The 19,696-nt window shown below is 41.1% G+C and carries 14 protein-coding genes; 8 read left to right on the top strand and 6 right to left on the bottom strand.

Annotated elements, in window-relative coordinates:
• Positions 1-48 precede the first annotated feature (48 nt).
• The 5 genes from ACO1XM_RS14515 to ACO1XM_RS14495 all read left to right on the top strand — a co-directional run bounded on the left by ACO1XM_RS14515 (position 49) and on the right by ACO1XM_RS14495 (position 4,634).
• Positions 49-375, top strand: a complete 327-nt coding sequence (locus ACO1XM_RS14515) for an ArsR/SmtB family transcription factor (protein ID WP_486230216.1) — start codon at positions 49-51, stop codon at positions 373-375.
• A 56-nt stretch (positions 376-431) separates the two neighbouring features.
• On the top strand, positions 432-1,277 hold the full coding sequence (locus ACO1XM_RS14510; protein WP_486230214.1) for an arsenite methyltransferase: 846 nt from the start codon (positions 432-434) through the stop codon (positions 1,275-1,277).
• Positions 1,278-1,285: 8 nt separating this feature from the next.
• Positions 1,286-1,732, top strand: coding sequence for an arsenic resistance N-acetyltransferase ArsN2 (gene arsN2 / locus ACO1XM_RS14505; protein WP_486230212.1), 447 nt, complete (start codon positions 1,286-1,288; stop codon positions 1,730-1,732).
• 116 nt (positions 1,733-1,848) lie between these two features.
• The gene (serA, locus tag ACO1XM_RS14500; RefSeq protein WP_486230210.1) at positions 1,849-3,741 is read left to right on the top strand and encodes a phosphoglycerate dehydrogenase; all 1,893 of its coding nucleotides are present in this window, start codon (positions 1,849-1,851) and stop codon (positions 3,739-3,741) included.
• A gap of 50 nt (positions 3,742-3,791) precedes the next feature.
• Positions 3,792-4,634: an ion transporter gene (locus ACO1XM_RS14495; RefSeq protein ID WP_486230208.1), complete on the top strand. Its 843-nt coding sequence runs from the start codon at positions 3,792-3,794 to the stop codon at positions 4,632-4,634.
• 139 nt (positions 4,635-4,773) lie between these two features.
• Here the strand turns inward: ACO1XM_RS14495 and topA are convergent, their stop codons facing one another.
• Positions 4,774-7,311, bottom strand: a complete 2,538-nt coding sequence (gene topA, locus ACO1XM_RS14490) for a type I DNA topoisomerase (RefSeq protein ID WP_486230206.1) — start codon at positions 7,309-7,311, stop codon at positions 4,774-4,776.
• Between the two features lie 198 nt (positions 7,312-7,509).
• Between topA and ACO1XM_RS14485 the strand changes: the two genes are divergently transcribed.
• The 3 genes from ACO1XM_RS14485 to ACO1XM_RS14475 all read left to right on the top strand — a co-directional run bounded on the left by ACO1XM_RS14485 (position 7,510) and on the right by ACO1XM_RS14475 (position 10,607).
• Positions 7,510-8,013, top strand: a complete 504-nt coding sequence (locus ACO1XM_RS14485; RefSeq protein WP_486230204.1) for a SixA phosphatase family protein — start codon at positions 7,510-7,512, stop codon at positions 8,011-8,013.
• A 30-nt stretch (positions 8,014-8,043) separates the two neighbouring features.
• Positions 8,044-9,102 (top strand): agmatinase family protein, encoded by a 1,059-nt coding sequence (locus ACO1XM_RS14480; RefSeq protein WP_486230202.1) that lies wholly within the window; start codon positions 8,044-8,046, stop codon positions 9,100-9,102.
• Between the two features lie 110 nt (positions 9,103-9,212).
• Entirely contained in the window at positions 9,213-10,607 is a 1,395-nt protein-coding gene (locus ACO1XM_RS14475; protein ID WP_486230200.1) for an alanine/glycine:cation symporter family protein, read from the top strand.
• Between the two features lie 59 nt (positions 10,608-10,666).
• On the opposite strand, the gene ACO1XM_RS14470 is transcribed toward ACO1XM_RS14475, so the two are convergent.
• From ACO1XM_RS14470 to ACO1XM_RS14450, 5 genes are all read right to left on the bottom strand, one after another.
• Entirely contained in the window at positions 10,667-12,946 is a 2,280-nt protein-coding gene (locus tag ACO1XM_RS14470; protein WP_486230198.1) for a glycoside hydrolase family 65 protein, read from the bottom strand.
• Between the two features lie 102 nt (positions 12,947-13,048).
• Positions 13,049-13,804: a beta-phosphoglucomutase gene (gene pgmB / locus ACO1XM_RS14465; protein ID WP_486230196.1), complete on the bottom strand. Its 756-nt coding sequence runs from the start codon at positions 13,802-13,804 to the stop codon at positions 13,049-13,051.
• Positions 13,805-13,815: 11 nt separating this feature from the next.
• Positions 13,816-16,650, bottom strand: a complete 2,835-nt coding sequence (locus ACO1XM_RS14460) for an alpha-amylase family glycosyl hydrolase (protein ID WP_486230194.1) — start codon at positions 16,648-16,650, stop codon at positions 13,816-13,818.
• 74 nt (positions 16,651-16,724) lie between these two features.
• Positions 16,725-18,101 (bottom strand): SusE domain-containing protein, encoded by a 1,377-nt coding sequence (locus ACO1XM_RS14455; RefSeq protein WP_486230192.1) that lies wholly within the window; start codon positions 18,099-18,101, stop codon positions 16,725-16,727.
• Positions 18,102-18,120: 19 nt separating this feature from the next.
• Complete coding sequence (locus tag ACO1XM_RS14450) at positions 18,121-19,689, bottom strand: RagB/SusD family nutrient uptake outer membrane protein (RefSeq protein WP_486230190.1); 1,569 nt, start codon at positions 19,687-19,689, stop codon at positions 18,121-18,123.
• Positions 19,690-19,696: the final 7 nt, after the last annotated feature.

Here is a 19,696-nt window from a genome sequence, read left to right as displayed (position 1 = left end):
TTTTTTAATTTATTGAAACCTTTATCGGTAAATTACGATTAACAAGGTATGGGACTAACAAAAACAGAGGCTTTTAGTCAAACGCAAAATGAATTAGCCATGGTGAGCAAGGCTTTGGGGCATCCTGCCCGCATTGCCATTTTACAGTTCCTGGCTGAGCGTAAAGCTTGTGTTTGTGGCGACATTGTAGATGAGCTTCCTCTCTCTCAATCAACGGTTTCTCAGCACTTAAAAGAGTTGAAAAATGCAGGATTGGTGAAGGGCGATATAGAGGGACCGAGTGTTTGCTATTGTATTGATGAAGTTGCCTGGGCCAAAGCACAGCAGGTTTTACAACGGCTCTTTGATAGTTACCAGCCAGCTAAGTGCTGCTAAAATTTTTTACCCGAATTGATCGCAATATTACGATAATATACTTAAAGAACTTACCTATGGAAACCGCAGAACAACTCAAACAAATTGTAAAAGACAAGTACAGCGAAATTGCTGAACAGGATCGCGAACTTAATGCTTCCAGTTGTTGTGGCGCCACATGTGGTTGCGCTACCATCGACAATGCAATTATGGCGGATGATTACACACAACTGAAGGGCTATGCGGCAGATGCTGACTTAGGACTGGGTTGCGGGCTTCCCACTGAACATGCACATATAAAAGCAGGCGATACCGTTGTCGACTTAGGATCAGGAGCAGGTAATGATGCATTTGTGGCGCGTTCAGTTGTTGGAGAGAAAGGGAAAGTGATTGGCATCGACTTTACCGAGAAGATGATTGAAAAAGCCCGAATCAATGCTGATAAGCTGGGGTATAATAATGTAGAGTTTCGCCAGGGTGACATTGAAAAAATGCCATTGAGTGCAAACATTGCCGATGTAGTGGTAAGCAACTGCGTGATGAATCTTGTGCCCAATAAACAACAGGCATTTTCAGAAACGTATCGCATCCTTAAATCAGGTGGGCATTTCAGTATTTCTGATATTGTGTTGAGAGGCGAACTGCCTGAAGGTCTTAAAAAGAGTGCCGAGATGTATGCAGGCTGTGTTTCGGGTGCTATTCAAGAGGTGGATTATTTGCTGGCCATTAAGGATGCTGGTTTTACTAACCTGCAAATTCAGAAAGAAAAGAAGATCACCATTCCGGATGAAATTCTTAGCAATTATTTGAGCGCGGAGGAATTTAATAATTATAAATCGGGGTCCATTGGCATTTATAGCATAACGGTTTATGCGGAAAAACCTTTGGCACAAAATTGTGCACCTGGTTCAGGTTGTTGCTAAATTACCCTATGAATTTACAGATGATACAAGATCAGATTGCGCTGGAAAAACTCCAGACCTTTTTACAAAAAAATGCACTGCCTTTTAGCGATGTAAAACTGGAAGGCAGTGTATACCTGTCTTACCTTGATGATCATAGACAATTGGTAGCCTCAGGTGGACTAGAACTTTTTGGTAGTTATGCCTTATTGCGTTCTGTCGCTGTAGAGCAAGAACAAAGAGGCAAAAAAATTGGTCATCAAGTTGTGCATGACCTGATCACCAAAGCAAAGTCGTTAGGGGTAGCCGAACTCTATCTGTTAACAGAAACGGCTGAAAGTTTTTTTGAAAGCCGGGGTTTTCAAAAAATAGGTCGTGAACATGCCCCTGCGCCTATTCTAAACTCAACAGAATTTAAGAATGTATGTCCTGTTTCAGCTACATGTATGGTGTACAAGATCGGCCTTGGTTCATAAATCACAAAACGTCTGGCTACTATACACGATTGACTAACAGACATTAGCTGAATAAAAAGAATGCAAAGCATTCGCTAATACCACATGAGTTTATTTACTTTCGGCTTGTACACACTATGAAGCCAAGTAAGTATTTCGTAATCGATTTCGATAGCACTTTTACCAAAGTTGAAGCCTTTGATGTGCTGGCCGATATCTCTCTTAAGGATTTTTCAGATCAGGAAAAGCGTAAACAAGAAATTATAGCCATTACCAACCAGGGTATGGATGGTTCCATATCCTTTCGTGAATCGCTCGAAAAACGCATTGCGCTATTGCAACCCAACAGAAGGCATCTGGAACAATTGGTGACTGTTTTACGTGGCATGGTGTCGGAATCTTTCAAACGCAACAAAGAGTTTTTGCAGGAATACGCTGATCAGGTGTACATCATCTCCAACGGGTTCCATGCTTTTATAGATCCCATCGTTACAGAGTTTGGCATTAAGCCAGAAAATATTTTTGCGAATCGCTTTCATTTCGATGACAACGGTAATGTTATTGGCTTTGATAAAGAGAATCCGCTTTCTGCCAATAATGGAAAAGTGGAACAACTCAAACGTCTGAATCTTCCCGGAGATGTATATGTAATTGGTGATGGGTATACGGATTATGAAATCAAATTTGCCGGACTCGCTAACAAGTTTTACGCCTTTACAGAAAATGTAGAACGCGAACGTGTGCTAAGTAAGGCCGATCACATTACACCAAGTCTGGACGAGTTTTTATACCTGAACAAGCTTAACACAGCTATCTCCTACCCTAAAAACAGAATTAGTGTTTTATTGCTGGAGAACGTGCACCCAATAGCCGTTGAGTTAATGCGTGCAGAAGGGTTTAATGTTGAAACCTATTCAGCTGCCATGACAGAAGCTGAACTTTGCGAGCGGATCAAAAATGTTTCTGTACTGGGCATACGTTCTAAAACACAAGTAACAGCCAAAGTGCTAGAGCAGGCCAATCGCTTAATGGCCATTGGTGCTTTTTGTATTGGCACTAATCAGATTGATTTAAAAGCAGCTACTGAAAAGGGTGTCGCTGTTTTCAATGCTCCTTTTAGCAATACACGCTCCGTAGTAGAGCTGGCCATAGCAGAGATGATCATATTGATTCGTGGGATCGCTGATAAATCTGCAAAGATGCATAAGGGTGTTTGGGATAAATCTGCCAAAGGAAGTTTTGAAGTCCGTGGTAAGAAACTCGGACTTGTAGGTTACGGCAATATTGGTGCTCAACTTTCGGTGTTGGCCGAATCGCTTGGCATGAAAGTATTGTATTACGACAGAGAAGAAAAGCTCGCTTTGGGGAATGCCATCAAACTTAAATCTTTAAAGGAGGTATTGGAACAGGCTGATGTTGTTTCATTGCATGTGGACGGTCGAGACAGTAACACCAACCTGATTGGGGAACGTGAATTCGGCTGGATGAAACAGGGCGTTATTTTTATGAATCTGAGTCGTGGGCATGTGGTTGACATCAATGCACTTAAAAGTAACATCGAAAGTGGCAAAATCGCAGGCTGTAGTATCGATGTTTTCCCTTATGAACCGGTTAGCAATGATGAAGAATTTCAATCGCCCTTAAGAGGATTACCCAATACGATTCTTACACCACACATTGGCGGTTCTACACTGGAAGCACAGGAAAACATTGGTCAGTTTGTTCCTGCTAAGTTTATGGATTATATCAACACAGGCAGCACCAGTAATAGCGTAAACTTCCCTAATCTTACTTTGCCCATTTTAGATAATGCGCACAGATTAATTCATATTCACAACAATGTGCCTGGTATTTTGGCTAAGATAAACCACGTGTTGGCACAGCATGAGATTAACATTGTAGGTCAGTATTTAAAAACCAATGAGCAGATTGGTTATGTGATTACTGATATCAATAAAGAGTATAATAAAGATGTTGTGAAGGAGCTTCGGGCGATTGAGAACACGATTAAGTTCAGGATACTGTATTAGTGGTAGTCTTTTAATACTGAGTAGTTGCTATTGTTTTGCTATCTTGATGGATGCAAACGAATAAACCTTCAAAAAACTGGAAGGATCGACTTTATGAAATCATCTTTGAAGCCGATACAACAGCAGGCCGTCTTTTTGATATTAGCCTGTTAATCTGTATCGTTTTAAGTGTTATTACCGTAATGCTTGAAAGTGTATTGGGTATTCAGGCAGAAGCTGGTAAAATACTCTACGCGTTTGAATGGGGTTTTACCATCATTTTTACATTTGAATACCTTGCCCGTCTTATTGTTGTAAAGCACAAGCGTAATTATATTTTCAGTTTTTTCGGCATTGTCGATCTACTCTCAATACTACCCAGTTACCTGGCCATCTTCTTTTATGGTGCTCAGTCTTTAATGATTATTCGCGTGCTGCGTTTCTTGCGCATTTTCAGGATTTTTAAAATGGTGAAATTTGTTGGAGAAAGTAATGTGTTGTTGCAAGCACTAAAAGCCAGCAGGTATAAGATTACTGTCTTTATGATCACCATTGTTACTTCGGTGGTTATTGCCGGAACCCTTATGTATCTTATTGAAGGCGGTGAAAATGGTTTTACAAGTATACCCAGAAGTATTTATTGGGCGATAGTTACCATGACAACGGTTGGCTATGGGGATATTGCTCCGCAAACAAATCTCGGTCAAAGCCTGGCCGCTTTAATCATGATTCTAGGTTATGGTATTATTGCCGTGCCAACCGGAATCGTATCCGCTGAGATTATACAACAAAAAAGCAGGGAGAAGCTGAGTACTCAATGTTGCCCGGTATGTTTCAAGGAAGGTCATGATACTGATGCTGTTCATTGTAAGTTTTGTGGAGGTGTTCTTAATGAAAAGGATAAAAGTCATTAAACCGATGGTGAGAGTAACGGATTAAAAATCCTTTGATAATGCTTCCGAATTGTAAATTCGGAAGAGCAGCTCCTTTGATACCCATAAAAAAAGATCGTGAACTTCTCCACGATCTTTTAAATTTTACTGTACTCTTAAATTAGCGCTTGCTTTTTTTGGCAGCAGCCTTTTTCTTAGCTGGTATCACTTTTTTAATAACACCTGATTTTTTAGCTGCTGTCTTCGCTGGTGCTTTTTTAGCTGCTGACTTAGTCGCTGTTTTCTTCACTGTCTTCTTCGCTACTTTAACTGCGGGCGCCTTTGCACCAGCTTTCTTGGCTGTCTTTGCCGGTGCCTTTTTCTCCTCACTCGCTGGTGCTGCTTTTCTTCCAAAGCGTCCTCTCTTCTCTGGTGTAGCATCCGCTAAGGCTTTGCACTCTGCATAGGTAAGTGATTGCGGTTCGGTTCCTTTCGGAATCTTTACATTCTTTTTACCTGCTTTAATATATGGCCCAAAACGACCATTCAATACTTGCATCTCTGCATCTTCAGGGAAGCTCTTGATTAAACGATTCGCATCTGCAATACGCTTGGCTTCTATCAATTCAATCGCACGAGCTCCTGTGATGGTATAGGGGTCATCGTCCTTAGGAATACTTACAAATTTTTTATCGTGTAAAACATAGGGTCCGAAACGACCTAAGTTGACCACCACCGGTTTGTCTTCAAACTGAGCCACTTCACGCGGCATCTTGAAGAGCTCCATTGCATCTGCCAATGCAATGTTTTCTAAAAACTGTCCTTGACGTAAGCTGGCGAACTTAGGTTTCTCGCCACCATTGTCATCGGGGTTTTCGCCTAATTGAACGTAGGCACCAAAACGACCAAGTTTTGCATAAACCATTTTATTGGTTTTAGGATCAACGCCCAGCTCTCTGCTTCTACCCACTTCAGAGCGTTCGATCTTTTCTGTTTTAAGCACTGTTTTGTGGAAAGGCTGGTAAAAATTATCCAGCATGCGTCTCCAATCTAACTTACCCTCTGCAATTTCATCAAACTCTTTTTCAATTTCAGAAGTAAAGGAGTAGTCAGTAATATCAGGAAAGTTGTCAACGAGGAAGTCGTTAACAATCATGGCTGTATTGGTAGGAAACAATTTGTTCTTCTCTGCTCCCGTTATTTCTGTATCTATGGATTTGCTAAGGGTATTGTTAGCCAGCTTAAATACATTATACTTACGCTCAACACCTTCTCTCGCTTCTTTTACTACATAACCTCTTTTTTGCACGGTCGAGATCGTTGGTGCATACGTTGATGGTCGACCGATACCTAACTCTTCCAGTTTCTTTACCAAACTTGCTTCTGTGTAGCGTGGCGGTGTGCGAGAGAAAATCTGTTTACCGATTAACTCATTCAACACTAAATCCTGACCTACTTTAAGTGGTGGTAATACTTTGCTGTCTTCCTGCTCGTCATCATCATCGCCAGATTCCATATACACTTTTAGAAATCCTTCGAAGAGTACTACTTCACCCTGCGCCTGTAATACTTTTGGATTGGTTGATATGCCGATGTAGGCTGTTGTTTTCTCTAACTCAGCGTCAGCCATCTGTGATGCAATGGCTCGCTTCCAGATTAATTCATATAAACGTTTAGCACCACTGTCCATACCAGGATCCATCACGCTGAAATCAGTGGGGCGTATGGCTTCGTGGGCTTCTTGTGCGCCTGATGATTTTGTTTTAAAGACTCTTCGTTGCGCAAACTCTTTACCATAAGCCGATACAATTTGCTGTGTCGCATTGGCCAACGCTTCTTCTGATAAGTTTACAGAGTCTGTACGCATGTAACTGATCTTACCTGCTTCGTACAACTTTTGCGCAACCACCATGGTTTGTGTAACGGAGAAGCCCAGTTTACGGGAAGCCTCTTGCTGTAGTGTTGAGGTAGTAAAGGGTGGTGCCGGTGTACGCTTTGAAGGCTTGGTAATTAAGTCTTTGATGTTAAACTTGGCACCCTTGCACGATTCCAGAAACTCCAGTGCTTCTTTCTCTTCTTTAAAACGCTCGGGAAGTTCAGCTACCAGGGTTTTACCCTTTCCTAAATCAAAATAAGCATTGATTTTGTAAGATGATGTTATATTAAAGTCGTTGATCTCTCGCTCGCGCTCAACGACAAGGCGAACGGCCACAGATTGCACACGACCGGCAGATAAACCAGTTTTAATTTTCTTCCATAATATAGGAGAAAGCTGATACCCCACTAACCTGTCGAGCACGCGTCTTGCCTGTTGCGCATTTACCAGGTCAATATCGATACCGCGGGGGGTTTGAATGGCGTTCAGAATTGCCTTCTTGGTAATTTCAGTGAATACGATGCGCCTGATTTTCTTATCGCTAAGGTCAAGTGCCTCCTTTAAATGCCATGAAATAGCTTCTCCCTCACGGTCTTCATCGCTTGCCAGGTAAACCATTTCTGCATCATCTGCCAGTTTTTTCAGTTTTGATATAATTTCCTTTTTATCAGGACTTATTTCATAGGTCGGCTCGTAGCCGTTTTCAATATCAATTGCGTCTCCACCCTTCGGCAAGTCGCGTATATGTCCCATGCTGGAGGCTACTTTATAATCCTTACCCAGATACCCTTCAATGGTTTTTGCTTTCGCAGGAGACTCAACAATTACTAAGTTTTTCGACATGCTTTTTTATCAGAAGGGTCAAATATCTCTAATTTTTTAAAAAATCAAATTCAATTTTCTTGTTATTAGTTGTTAACCTGCGCTTAGAAGGGGTAACATGTTATTAACTGTCAGCATGTTAGCTCAATTAAAGATAATCTTCAGGTGGTTTTTTATAAGATGTTTAATTTTACGGTTTCAAACCAAATCCCTCATTCCATGCAACGCACACTTTATATTATGCGGCACGCTCAAGCCGAGGACGTTCATGGTGATTTGCATGACAAAGACCGTGAGTTGACTGCAAAGGGACAACAAGAAGCACTGATTATGGGCACACAATTGTCTAAACAGGGATTCAAGCCAGAATATATTTATACGAGCGTTGCCAACCGTACCAGACACACTGCAGCGCTGGTATCCGATGTATTAAAAGTTAGCATTGAAAATGTAATTGAGGAAGAAGAGCTCTATAATTCATCGATACGCTCTTACCTTAATTTCATAAATAAAATTGATGCAGGTGTAAGGTCTGTGCTTTTGGTTGGACATAATCCGACTGTCTCTTATCTGGCTGAGTACCTCAGTAATGCCGAGATCGGATCGATGCCTACCGCAGGCATTTGTCTGTTACAAATCTCGGTCAATTCCTGGAAAGAGGTGAGCAAAGACTGCGCAACCTTGCTGGAGTTTATTTATCCAGAACAATTTTCAAGAGGTTAAACATTATTCGAACATAGGAGTTCTTATTTCATGATAACAAAAGAAGATATTATTGCCCAATTTGATCCAAATGCTCCCGGTGCTTCAGGTAATCTGTTTGGTTTACCCTTCTCACCGGAAAATGCATCTCTGGTTATCGTACCTGTGCCATGGGAGGTTACTGTTTCTTATAAAGACGGAACAGCCAAAGGGCCGGAGGCAATTTTAAAAGCCAGTGCTCAAGTCGATTTATTTGTTAAAGATATTCCAGGTGCCTGGAAACTTGGGATTACCATGCTACCTGTGCCGCAAAATCTATATGAAGAGAATAGAAAGCTAAGAGAACTGGCCTCGCAGCATATACTTTCATTAAGTAACGGTGAGGAAGCTTCTGATAATCCGCTGCTTGATAAAATAAATGAAGCCTGTGAAAACCTGAACATTTATGTAAAAAATACAACCCTCAAACAAATCAAAGAAGGTAAACTCGTGGCATTACTCGGAGGCGATCATAGTACACCCCTTGGTTTTTTGCGGGCGTTAAGTGAACGTTACGATCGCTTTGCTGTATTGCAAATTGATGCACATGCTGATTTAAGAAAAGCATACGAAGGATTTACCTACTCACATGCCAGTATTATGTACAATGCACTGAAGCTTCCTGCTGTTGCTAAGCTGGTTCAAGTTGGCATTCGCGACTATTGCGAGGAGGAAGTAATGGTTATGCAAAGAGCGGCAGGCAGGGTGGTTACTTTTTTTGATGAAGATATCAAGGCACATCAATTGGAAGGAAAATCATGGGATGCGATCTGTAATGCTATTATTAAAGAGCTACCTGAATTAATTTATATCAGTTTTGATATTGATGGCCTTGATCCGAAACTTTGTCCGAATACAGGAACACCGGTAGTGGGCGGATTTCAATTTCATGAAGTTCAGCATCTGATTAAAAAGCTGGTAAAATCTGGTAAGCGAATTATTGGCTTCGATTTGAATGAAGTAGCCACCTCTGGTAACGATGAATGGGACGCGAACGTTGGTGCACGCTTACTTTATATGCTTTGCAATTGGATGGCTGTATCGAATGGGAAATTGAAAACAAATAACTGATAAGTACCAGTTATCATTTATTGATAGTGCTTTTACTCTTCTTTTGCTTTATTAAATGAAAATTGTCAATTAAAGAATAAGTCCTATTTTAGCCCTTTAAAATTTTGCAAATGAGTGAATTTATTAGTGAATTAGCCACCCAGGTATGGACGCCAGTTCTTTTCTTATTAATTCTTGGAGGACTTTTCTTTCTTATTTATTCGGGATTTATCCAATATAAATATTTTGGACATGCTATTTCAGTGTTAAGAGGCAAGTATGATAACCCCAATGATCCTGGTCACATCAACGCATATGAAGCGCTCTCAACAGCACTCGCTTCAACTGTGGGTATGGGAAATATTGCAGGTGTTGCCGCTGCTATTTCAATAGGCGGCCCCGGAGCACTTTTCTGGATGTGGGTTACTGCTTTTGTTGGCATGAGTACTAACTTCTTTACAAGTACTTTATCTGTGATGTATCGTGGAAAAGATTCTGCGGGTGTGCTTCAAGGAGGTCCCATGTATGTGATCAAAGAAGCCTTGGGTAAGCCGTGGCAACCTTTGGCCATTCTCTTTTCAATATGTGTGATGGTCGGATGCCTCCCTATTTTTCAAGCTAATCAACTTACTCAGGTTATTATTGATATCGGTTTTACATCAGAGAGCACTAAGACAGCTTCCTTTACTGTTGCAGGTTTTGAAATCAATATAGCCAAGTTCATTATTGGTACTGTGCTTATGATCATATCGGCTGTCGTTATTGTTGGAGGCATTCAACGCATCGGTACCTGGGCAGGGAAAATGGTACCTTTAATGATTGTGATTTATTTCGTTTCTGTGGTGGCCATACTGATTGTAAACTATGCTAAAGTTCCCACCTATTTATGGATGGTGATTACAGATGCTTTTTCTGCTAGTAATTATCGAGGAGATCCTTTGCTCGGTGGTATTGTTGGCGGATTAATTGTGACAGGTGTAAGAAGAGCCTCTTTTTCTAATGAGGCAGGTATTGGCACTGCTCCCATGGCCTTGGGTGCATCCAGAAGTAAAGAGCCTATTCGCGAAGGATTAGTTTCTATGATGAGCCCCCTCATCGATACATTAATTGTATGTACACTGACCGCATTGGCCATTCTGGTAACTGATGTATGGAAGACCTCCGGTGCGAGCGGTGTATCACTTACAGCCACGGCTTTTGAAATGTCATTAGGTACACCAGGCAAAATCTTATTATTGCTGAGTGCATTCTTCTTTGCTATTACCTCTTTGTTCTCCTATAGTTATTATGGCAGTAAAGGCATGGCCTTTTTATTTGGTGCAAAAGCAGGCCATTATTACAACTACTTCTATTTGTCTACTATTATTGTTGGTGCTGTCGCTTCCATGACGGACGTCATGAATGTGATTGATATTGCATATGCCCTGATGGCTTTCCCCACCATGCTTTCGGGATTTGTACTGGCACCGAAAGTGATGGCTGAAGCGCGTAAATATTTCGCCAAACTTGATGCTAAAGAATTTTAGTTGATCGTTGTTAGTTGTTGGTTAATCGCAATACCAACAACTAACAACCAACAACTAACTTAAGCGAGTTCCTTCTCCTCGCCTACAATAATCTCCAGCGGCTCACCTGAAATAACTTTAATGTCAGTTGATGCCTTGCTTACATTGACCAGAATAACCCTGCCTCTGAATTCAACTTTGAAAGAATACGATTTCCACTGATCTGGAATAAATGGATTAAAGTGTAGCTTGCCATCGCGCACACGCATACCACCAAAACCTTTCACAACACTCATCCAGGTACCCGCCATACTGGTAATATGGCAACCATCTTCGGTATCGTTATTATAATCATCCAGGTCGAGTCGTGAAGTGCGTAAGTACATTTCGTAAGCCTTCTCTTTATAACCCAGTACAGAGGCCAGAATAACGTGTACGCATGGTGAAAGTGAAGACTCATGAACAGTCATGGGTTCATAAAAATCGAAGTTGCGTTTCAATTCATCAAATGAAAAACGGTCTTCGAAGAAATATATCCCTTGCAACACATCTGCCTGTTTAATAAAGCACGAGCGCAGTATTCTGTCCCACGACCATTTTTGATTTAGTGGTCTGTCTTCTTTTCTTAGTTGACTTACCGTTAACAACTCTTTGTCCAAAAACCCATCTTGCTGCAAGTAAACGCCACGCTTGCTGTCTTCCGGCAAATACATGTTGGATCGGATGTCAGACCATTTTGCTGTTTCTTCCTTCTCATTAAAAGAAACTTTCTTCGCCAGCTTTTCATAGGCAGTTTTATCATCCGCCTTTACAAAATCAATTGCTTGTTGTGTATACTCTAAAGTCCAGGCTGCAATTAAGTTAGTATACCAGTTGTTGTTAACGTTATTTTCATATTCATTAGGACCAGTAACGCCTAACATAACATACTTCTGTTTATCGGCCGACCAGTTTACACGCTGTGCCCAAAACCTTGAAATACCAATCAGTACTTCCAGACCGTATTGCGTCAAATATTTTTCTTCGCCCGTATAGCGAATGTAATCATAGATACCGTAAGCTATCGCACCATTGCGGTGTATCTCTTCGAAGGTAATTTCCCATTCATTATGACATTCCTCGCCATTCATGGTTACCATGGGATAAAGCGCAGCACCATTGGTAAATCCAAGTTTTGCAGCATTTTCAATAGCTTTCTGCAAGTGCTTGTGTCTATATACAAGCAGGTTTCTGGCAACGCTCTGATCGGTAGTGCCCAGGTAAAAAGGCAAACAGTAAGCTTCAGTATCCCAATAAGTACTTCCACCATATTTTTCTCCGGTGAAACCTTTTGGTCCGATGTTCAATCGCTCGTCATCGCCTGTATAGGTCTGCATAAGCTGGAATATATTAAAACGTATGCCTTGCTGTGCTGCAATATCACCTTCAATGGTAATGTCTGCACCTTGCCAACGCTTTAACCAGTTATTCTGGTGCGCATCAAAAAGTCGGTCGAAACCTTCTGTTTTAATTGAACGAAGTTTTTGTTCTGCTACTGAAACCAATAAATCCTTCTTATGATTTTCGCTCGAGAGCACAACCGCAAATTTCTCAATACTGAAAATGGTGTTTTCTTTTAGATCATAGTTAAAAGTGATGGCTGCATACTTTTCTTTTGTTTCGGTATTGGCAGTTACTGGTTTTAACTTATCGTTTTCCTTAATGAGGAATGAAATACCTGTACAAACGTGAAATTTTGTTTTTTTGGTTTCTGCTACAACGATAGCCCTGTCTGCATCAGCTGATTTATAGATTTCTTCCCAGAATTTTTCATCATAGTTAGCATCTTTATTTACTACGTCAGCATCTACAGGTAAATTGACAGATAATTTTCCTGAACCATTCAACAGTGTGATTGAATATCGGATGGCTCCTACTTCACCGTCAGCCATGCTGCAAAAGCGTTTAGCTTCTACCGATAACTGTTTGCCATTTTTTAAGGTAGCTTTAAATGATCTGGTTAGCAGACCATTTTGCATATTAAGTTCACGTCTGAAATTTTCAACCTTTGCTGTAGCCAGATCGAGCACTTCACCGTCAATAGTTATCTTAATGTCAATCCAACTCGGTGCATTAAGTACTTTAGCAAAATATTCCGGGTATCCGTTTTTCCACCAACCTACTCTGGTTTTATCCGGATAATACACACCGGCCACATAACTGCCCTGATGTGTATCACCTGAATATTGTTCTTCGAAAGTAGCACGTTGGCCCATTCTTCCGTTACCAATGCTAAATACACTTTCCGATATTCTATTATAAGCCGGAGTAAATCCCTCTTCGATTATTTTCCAGGCATCATGTTTCAAATACTGCTTCATGTGATGTTTTTAATTACATATTAAGGACACATGGAATGGCTAACTTTATCAACGTATTTTTTTGAAAACTTTGAAAAGGCCATTTCATATCATCAACAATTCTTAGTGAGCAAGGACAAGATCTGTCATGTCCTTGATAGTGAAATTCTTTAAATCTGGGACAACAAGGTTTGCTTTACCCAATTGTGCCGGAGAACCTAAACCAACACAACGCATACCTGCCGCTAAGGCAGCCGCTACACCTGCTTCTGCATCTTCAAAAACCATGCATTGACTTGCAGGAAGATTCAGTAAGGAGGCTCCCAACAGGAAAATTTCAGGATCTGGTTTGCTTTTTTGGATCATGGTGCCATCCACAATCACATCAAACAAATGATTAATGTTTAATAGGTTTAATACTGTTTTCGCATTCTTGCTACTCGATCCGAGTGCCACTTTAATTCCATTAGCCCTGCAAGCTTCAAGCAAGGCCTTTGCACCAGGCAAAATCTCGTCTGGCTTCATCTGGTTTACATAGTCTACAAACCAAGTGTTTTTTCTATCAGCCATTGCAATCTTCTCCTTTTCGCTAAACTGAACGCCTCCTAAGGAAAGTATGATGTCCAACGAATCCATCCGACTTACACCCTTCAATCGTTCATTATCCTCAATACTCAGATCAATGCCAATTTCATTTGCTAATTTCTTCCATGCCAAGTAGTGATACTTAGCTGTATCTACAATCACACCATCTAAATCAAAAATGGCTGCAGCTATTTTGTTTTCTATTACGTTCATCAAATTAAAATTCAAAAATACTTCTTGCCCTCGCTTTACTCTAGGATTAGCTACAATAAAGTGTCGCAAACGATTGTTCATTCGTTGGCATTTTAGTACTTCATAATCTTATGTGTTACACGTTTATCTTTTAAAGTATAGCGGAGTATGTACAAGCCTGGACTTGATTCAAATTCAATCTCATTTTCAGAAATCTTTTTGATCAATACGTCTGCTCCTGTTAACGTTTTGATAGAAACACTTTTCAAATCGACTGCATCAGGGAGAATTAGTTTCCCTTCGGTTGGATTTGGATATACCGTTACAAGATTATCCTGGCCTTCTTCCAAAGCGGTTATCACATTCACATCAATAGCTACATCCGTGTACAGTTTATATTCCCCAGGAGCAAGAGTAACTGACAAACTAGCTTGCGTTACCTGAACAGATGTACCCCCTGCAGTATACTCAAACCAAGTGCCTGTATGCGGAAAATCCACAAGACTTGCCCGTTCAATCAAATCAAAATTTGAAACCACCACAGCATTCATATTCTCAGGAGTGGCGGGCGCACTGATATAAGGCGAATTTTTTAATACAACAGATTTGACAAGTGAATTGGTAGTTGAGAATGTAGCATCCCCGTTGGTAAATACATCATAGGCATTTCGCAATCGCAGTAAGTCAGCTGTTTTTTCGAATAAAACTCTTCTGCCCTCAGTCTCTTCAAAGTCCCACATAGTAGGTTTCGGTGACAACCGACAGTTTTCTGTGATGGTGCCATTCTCACAAAGGTTAATCGATTTATCATAACCAAATTCACCGAATTGCCAGATCATTTTAGGACCAGGCACAGTTAAGAAGAGGGCATTGGCTGCTGCTATTCTTTTTAACGCAATACGCAAATCCTTAGTGCTGTAACTGCTGATTGCATTTCCAAAATTAAGGTTCTTGTACATGAGCCGCTCCTCATCATGACTCTCCATATAACCGACCAGGTGTGCAGCATCCCATCCCCTTTCCGCATGGTATACATTGCGTATTGAAGAATTCTCCAAATACCCCATCGTGTTCTGATTATACTGATCTGTCATTTTAGCCCACAACATCATCCCTTTCCCTTCTGCATATCGGTATTGCGCCAACTCCTTTTCTTCAGTGTTTTCTCCCAAATGTTCCAATACAACATAGGCGTCTGGTGTATGCGACCATATCACATCTGCCATGCGTTTAAGTAAGGCAACACGCGAAGCATCATAGGAAGACCAGGCGCCAACATTACCGGGGTTATTGGTTTGTGTAAAACCTTTAGATAAATCAAAACGAAAACCATCTACTTTATATTCATTAAGCCAGTAATAATTTACCGTGTCTACATACTTTTTGGTGTAGGCACTCTCATGATTCATGTCATTAAATACATTGAAAGGATGGCGTGCATCTACATTGAACCAGGGATTATCAGGTGTTGGTTTAAACGTATCAAAATTAAAATACATGGAAGCATAAGTATTCGGCACATCCTGATGATTCAATGCGATATCCAGAATGACGGCAATTCCCTCCTGATGACAACGATCTACAAATTCCTTTAACTTATTTTTTGTTCCATAATACTTGTCAGGCGCAAACATGAAAGTAGGATTGTAACCCCATCCCTCATTACCGTTAAATTCCATTACAGGCATCAGTTCAATGGCGTTGATGCCCAAGCGCTTCAAATAAGAAATGGTATCAATTAGGTTTTGATAGTTTCTGTTATCAGCACCAAAAAAATCGCGAATAAGCAATTCATACACAACCAGCTTTTCTTTAGCAGGTTTCTGAAAATCAGTAACAACCCATTGATAGGGCTGTTGTGCAGTTTGCAATACAGATGCACGGTTCTCATACCATTTGTTGCTAAGTGCTTTTGACGGGTATTCTTTTAAATTTGGATAAGTGGTTTCCGGAATATATTGATCTTCAGGGTCAAGAATTTTGTCTGCATAAGGATCAGCTACTTTAATGCTTTCGTCAACAAAATATTGAAAGGCATATTCCACTCCTGCAGTAAGGCCAGTAAGTTTTAACCAAAAATGTTCCCCATCTTTTTTCATTTGATAGTCTGCATCTATGGACCAGTCATTAAAATCGCCCAGTACATATACTGAAGATTTACCCGGTGCCCACAAACTTAAGGTAGCTACCGTAGGGTCAGTCTCATAATTGATACCATCAATTATGTTTGGAGGTCTGTTCTCATTAATGGTTGCAGATCGGAGTGTATAAACAAAAGAGGTGGAAATGGTTTCAGTTCCGTTATTGGCCTCACACACTACCTCTACGGAACCTTGCGTTTCGGTTACTATGTGTTGGTAGGTGAATGTATTAACACCCGCTGCAGATGTGGCAATACTCACACCACCGATCTTATAAGCAATTGTTGAGTTTTGATTGGTGTTCGTAGTAATATTTATGGTTTCCCCGTTCTCAACAAAAAATGAAGTGCTTGTCGGGTTACTCAGGGTAATAGCAAAATTTAAGGAGAGGTTAATAAAGCGATCATTATCTGTTTGCTTATTATCGCTCCAGTTCCTTGTCTTTAATTTAAGTCCGATTTGCGTAATCTCGGAAGCTGGCTTATTAAAAAAAGTTGTTGGTGTAATCGTTATTTGATAGATGTCGGGATTTGTACCAATACGTGTACACTTGGCAGCATCTTGTGCAGCAGTTGCCGGGTTTACATTGGTAGGTGCGTTAATGTCTGTAGCACCTTTTTCTAACCATGCCCACAACCAAACGGGTGCCGTGTCATTGTTCCAGGCATAACCAGACAAACTTGTTCCTGCAACATTCACCGTAATCGTTACTGGTTGGTCAGGACTTGGTACAGCCGGATTAGTGGTGACTGTTTGTGCCCATAGTGTTAAAGGACTTAAAAAAAATAATAGTAAAAATCTCCTCATTACTCGATGGTAAGTTGTTTAAAAAAACAGAGGCTGTGATCACAGCCTCTGTTTATAAAATCGTAGGCCTTGCTTTACTTCAGGAAGTAATATTCACCTGTACCAGAGTTGAAGGTTACAAAGTAAGTACCAGCCTTTGTTGGAATATTAGCGCCACCTTGGCTGCTCACGCCACCAGGGAAAGCAGAACCACCCCAGTTTACATCCCATGCATTATTCGCGCGGAATTTAGCTTCAGCCTCAGTCAATGTGAATATTTTTGACCACAAGAAAGGATTGCTCGGATTCCTTGTCATGTCTGTGTCATTATCCCATCCACCAGGCGTAGCCGAACCAATAATACCAATGGTTGTATAAGGCGTGGCGCTGGCTACAGGCATAAACTGATATTCTCCTGTTGCATCATTAAAGCGAATCGCATATGTACCAGCTTTTACAGGAATATTTGCACCATTCCCAATGCCATGGCCTGAAGGATAAGTGTTAGAGCCCCAGTTGTTCGCCCAATCGTCATTGGCTCTGAATTTTGCCTCGGCTTCTGTTAACGTAACGGTACCTGTCCAAACATGAGGATCATTAACATCTTGTGTCAGGTTAGTATCATTATCCCAACCCCCAGGCGTTCCTGAACCTATGATACCAATTGTTGTAAACGTTGGTGTTGACAGCAAAGTGAAAGAGTATGCAAAAGTATCTTCGTTGAAAGTAACTTTATAATAGCCACTTGCATTCACCGTAATGTCGGCACCACCTGCTGCGCCAGTTCCTGTAGGGAAACTTGTACCACCCCAATTGTCAGTCCAAGCATCACTTGCTCTGAACTTCACCTGACTACCTCCGGTGAGATATAAGATAGCAGTCCATACAGACTTATCTACACGCGTAGCATCTGCCAGGCGCATGTCAGTATCATTATCCCAACCACCTGGTGTCGCGCTGCCAATGATACCAATTGAACAAAACTTACCACATTCACTGCTTTGGAAAGTTGAAGCACTTCTTGTAATAACTCCAGAATATAATGCATCGGTGTATAAAGTGTCTGTAGTTCCATTTACAGTTGACTTCAAACGAATATAGGCAGTAGCTTCTTCAAAGGGTGGTAATCCAAGTGAAATCATTGCGTTATTAATGTTCTCAACTGTGATTACTGCTGAATCCGCTGATGTTGTCATTAGATTCTTTGGTGCATCGAAATCTTCAGTTTTATCAATCTCAACAACATAAGTGGTGGAGAGATTTATACCACCATAGTTGGTGCGTTCCCATTTTAATATTTCATAGGTCTCAGGAAAGTCTTCCAATGTAAAAACCTCAGATGGTCTCGTTGTTTCATTTACAATTGCAGGTGCTTCAAAGGCACTGCTATCCATCAGGACAGGGCCTACTTCCTCCTCAGCACAGCCAACTGCCAGCAGTGATGCAAAGAATAGAATTTTATAATTTCTCATAGTCATTTAAAGTCTAGCATTAATAACCAAAATTTTGATCAAGATTTGGGTTGGCACCTCTATCAGCTGACGGGATAGGAAATAAATTTCTAAATGTTTCCGTTGCCACGCCTTCTTTTACCCTGCCCTTCCATGGCCATAAATATGTGTTTCCTGTAAATCGGCCAAAACGAATTAAGTCAGTACGTCTGTGGCCTTCGAAATAGAGCTCTCTTGCACGCTCGTCAATAATAAAATCAAGGTTCATTTCTGCATCCACGATATTACCAGAGGTGTTGCCATAAGCGCGTTGACGCAATTGATTAATTCTTGTTAACGCATCCGCCCTTGTAGCACCAGCCCCCCCGCGAACTACTGCCTCTGCAAACATCAAGTATGCATCTGCCAAACGGAACATCGGGTAGTCTGTGTTAACGAAATCGCCAGGAGGATTAGCTGTTGCCTGAGAGCCATCAAGTTTTCTGTTTCTGAACTTGGTAATGGCCCAGCCGTCAGTAAACTGACCAACATCATTGATATCAAGTGCCTGACCATCATTCCAGAAAAGGGCTCTGGCATCAGGTCCGCCAATAGGAGCATCAAACTTATCTACCAAAGCTGATGTAGTGCGTATACCACCCCATCCGCCATTAACACCAAATGTACTCGCAGCTGGCATCGACCCACCAATGGTAGCGTGGATAAGGTATACCATACCACCAAAAGATTGCGTGTTAACTTCATCAAAGGTGATTGGGAAAATCATTTCCGGACTGGTGTGATTATCGGCTACAAAATTGTGCAAGTAATTTGTAGATAGTGAATAAGGAGCTGCTAAGACTTTATTTAATGCAGTAATGGCCTCCGTATATTTGGCCTGGCCGATATACACCTCTGCATTCAAATACAATTTTCCTTGTAACATCCAGGCAGCTGCTTTATCAGCGCGTGCATATTCAAACTTAGGGTCACCCAACTCGCTTTCAATAGCAATAAGTTCCTGTTCGATGTAACTAAAAAGTTCTTCACGGTTGGTTTGTCTTGGAAAGCTTGAACCTGGCTTGTCAGCTTCAGTTACAAAAGGCGGATTACCAAACATATCCAAAGCATGGTAGTATGCTAAGGCACGCAGGAAGCGAGCCTCTGCAACCATTGTTGAAACCTCTCCATCTGAATTACCTGCGCCAGCTCTGATGAATTCGTTACACAAAGAAACGGTGTACATAATTCTTGAGTAAACAGCACCTATAAAAACGTCAGTAGCTGTCCAGGTGTGATAATGGAAATCTTTTATCGTTGCATCATTCCAGGCCATAATAGCCTCATCGGTTGTTAGTTCTTGCGCATTCCAGTATTGACGCAAATAGTTACCGAAACCTTCATCGATACCAGAAATATCAGGTTGACCTGATGGGCCTTGCTGACCGCTTACTGCAAAAGTAGCGTAAAGCTTGGCTAGACCTTTTTTATAATCAGCTGTTGTTTTATAAACATTGGCAGAAGTGGTTACATTCGGATCAATTGGGCTTACATCCAAATCTCCCACGCACGAAGTAATGAGCGCAAGTATGGCTACAAACGTTGCAACTCTTGTTTTTACCTTCATCATAATCTGT

The organism is Chryseotalea sp., from assembly GCF_057350905.1.
The sequence above is the reverse complement of the archived record's forward strand: the minus strand, read 5'-3'. Positions and strand labels throughout refer to the sequence as shown.

Bases quoted from the DNA above. Each gene is read 5' to 3' on its own strand.
- ACO1XM_RS14510 (WP_486230214.1), top strand. From the start codon at position 432: ATGGAAACCGCAGAACAACTCAAACAAATTGTAAAAGACAAGTACAGC.
- ACO1XM_RS14455 (WP_486230192.1), bottom strand. From the start codon at position 18,101: ATGAGAAATTATAAAATTCTATTCTTTGCATCACTGCTGGCAGTTGGC.
- ACO1XM_RS14515 (WP_486230216.1), top strand. From the start codon at position 49: ATGGGACTAACAAAAACAGAGGCTTTTAGTCAAACGCAAAATGAATTA.
- ACO1XM_RS14480 (WP_486230202.1), top strand. From the start codon at position 8,044: ATGATAACAAAAGAAGATATTATTGCCCAATTTGATCCAAATGCTCCC.
- topA (WP_486230206.1), bottom strand. From the start codon at position 7,311: ATGTCGAAAAACTTAGTAATTGTTGAGTCTCCTGCGAAAGCAAAAACC.
- ACO1XM_RS14495 (WP_486230208.1), top strand. From the start codon at position 3,792: ATGCAAACGAATAAACCTTCAAAAAACTGGAAGGATCGACTTTATGAA.
- pgmB (WP_486230196.1), bottom strand. From the start codon at position 13,804: ATGAACAATCGTTTGCGACACTTTATTGTAGCTAATCCTAGAGTAAAG.
- arsN2 (WP_486230212.1), top strand. From the start codon at position 1,286: ATGAATTTACAGATGATACAAGATCAGATTGCGCTGGAAAAACTCCAG.
- ACO1XM_RS14460 (WP_486230194.1), bottom strand. From the start codon at position 16,650: ATGAGGAGATTTTTACTATTATTTTTTTTAAGTCCTTTAACACTATGG.
- ACO1XM_RS14475 (WP_486230200.1), top strand. From the start codon at position 9,213: ATGAGTGAATTTATTAGTGAATTAGCCACCCAGGTATGGACGCCAGTT.
- serA (WP_486230210.1), top strand. From the start codon at position 1,849: ATGAAGCCAAGTAAGTATTTCGTAATCGATTTCGATAGCACTTTTACC.
- ACO1XM_RS14450 (WP_486230190.1), bottom strand. From the start codon at position 19,689: ATGATGAAGGTAAAAACAAGAGTTGCAACGTTTGTAGCCATACTTGCG.
- ACO1XM_RS14485 (WP_486230204.1), top strand. From the start codon at position 7,510: ATGCAACGCACACTTTATATTATGCGGCACGCTCAAGCCGAGGACGTT.
- ACO1XM_RS14470 (WP_486230198.1), bottom strand. From the start codon at position 12,946: ATGAAGCAGTATTTGAAACATGATGCCTGGAAAATAATCGAAGAGGGA.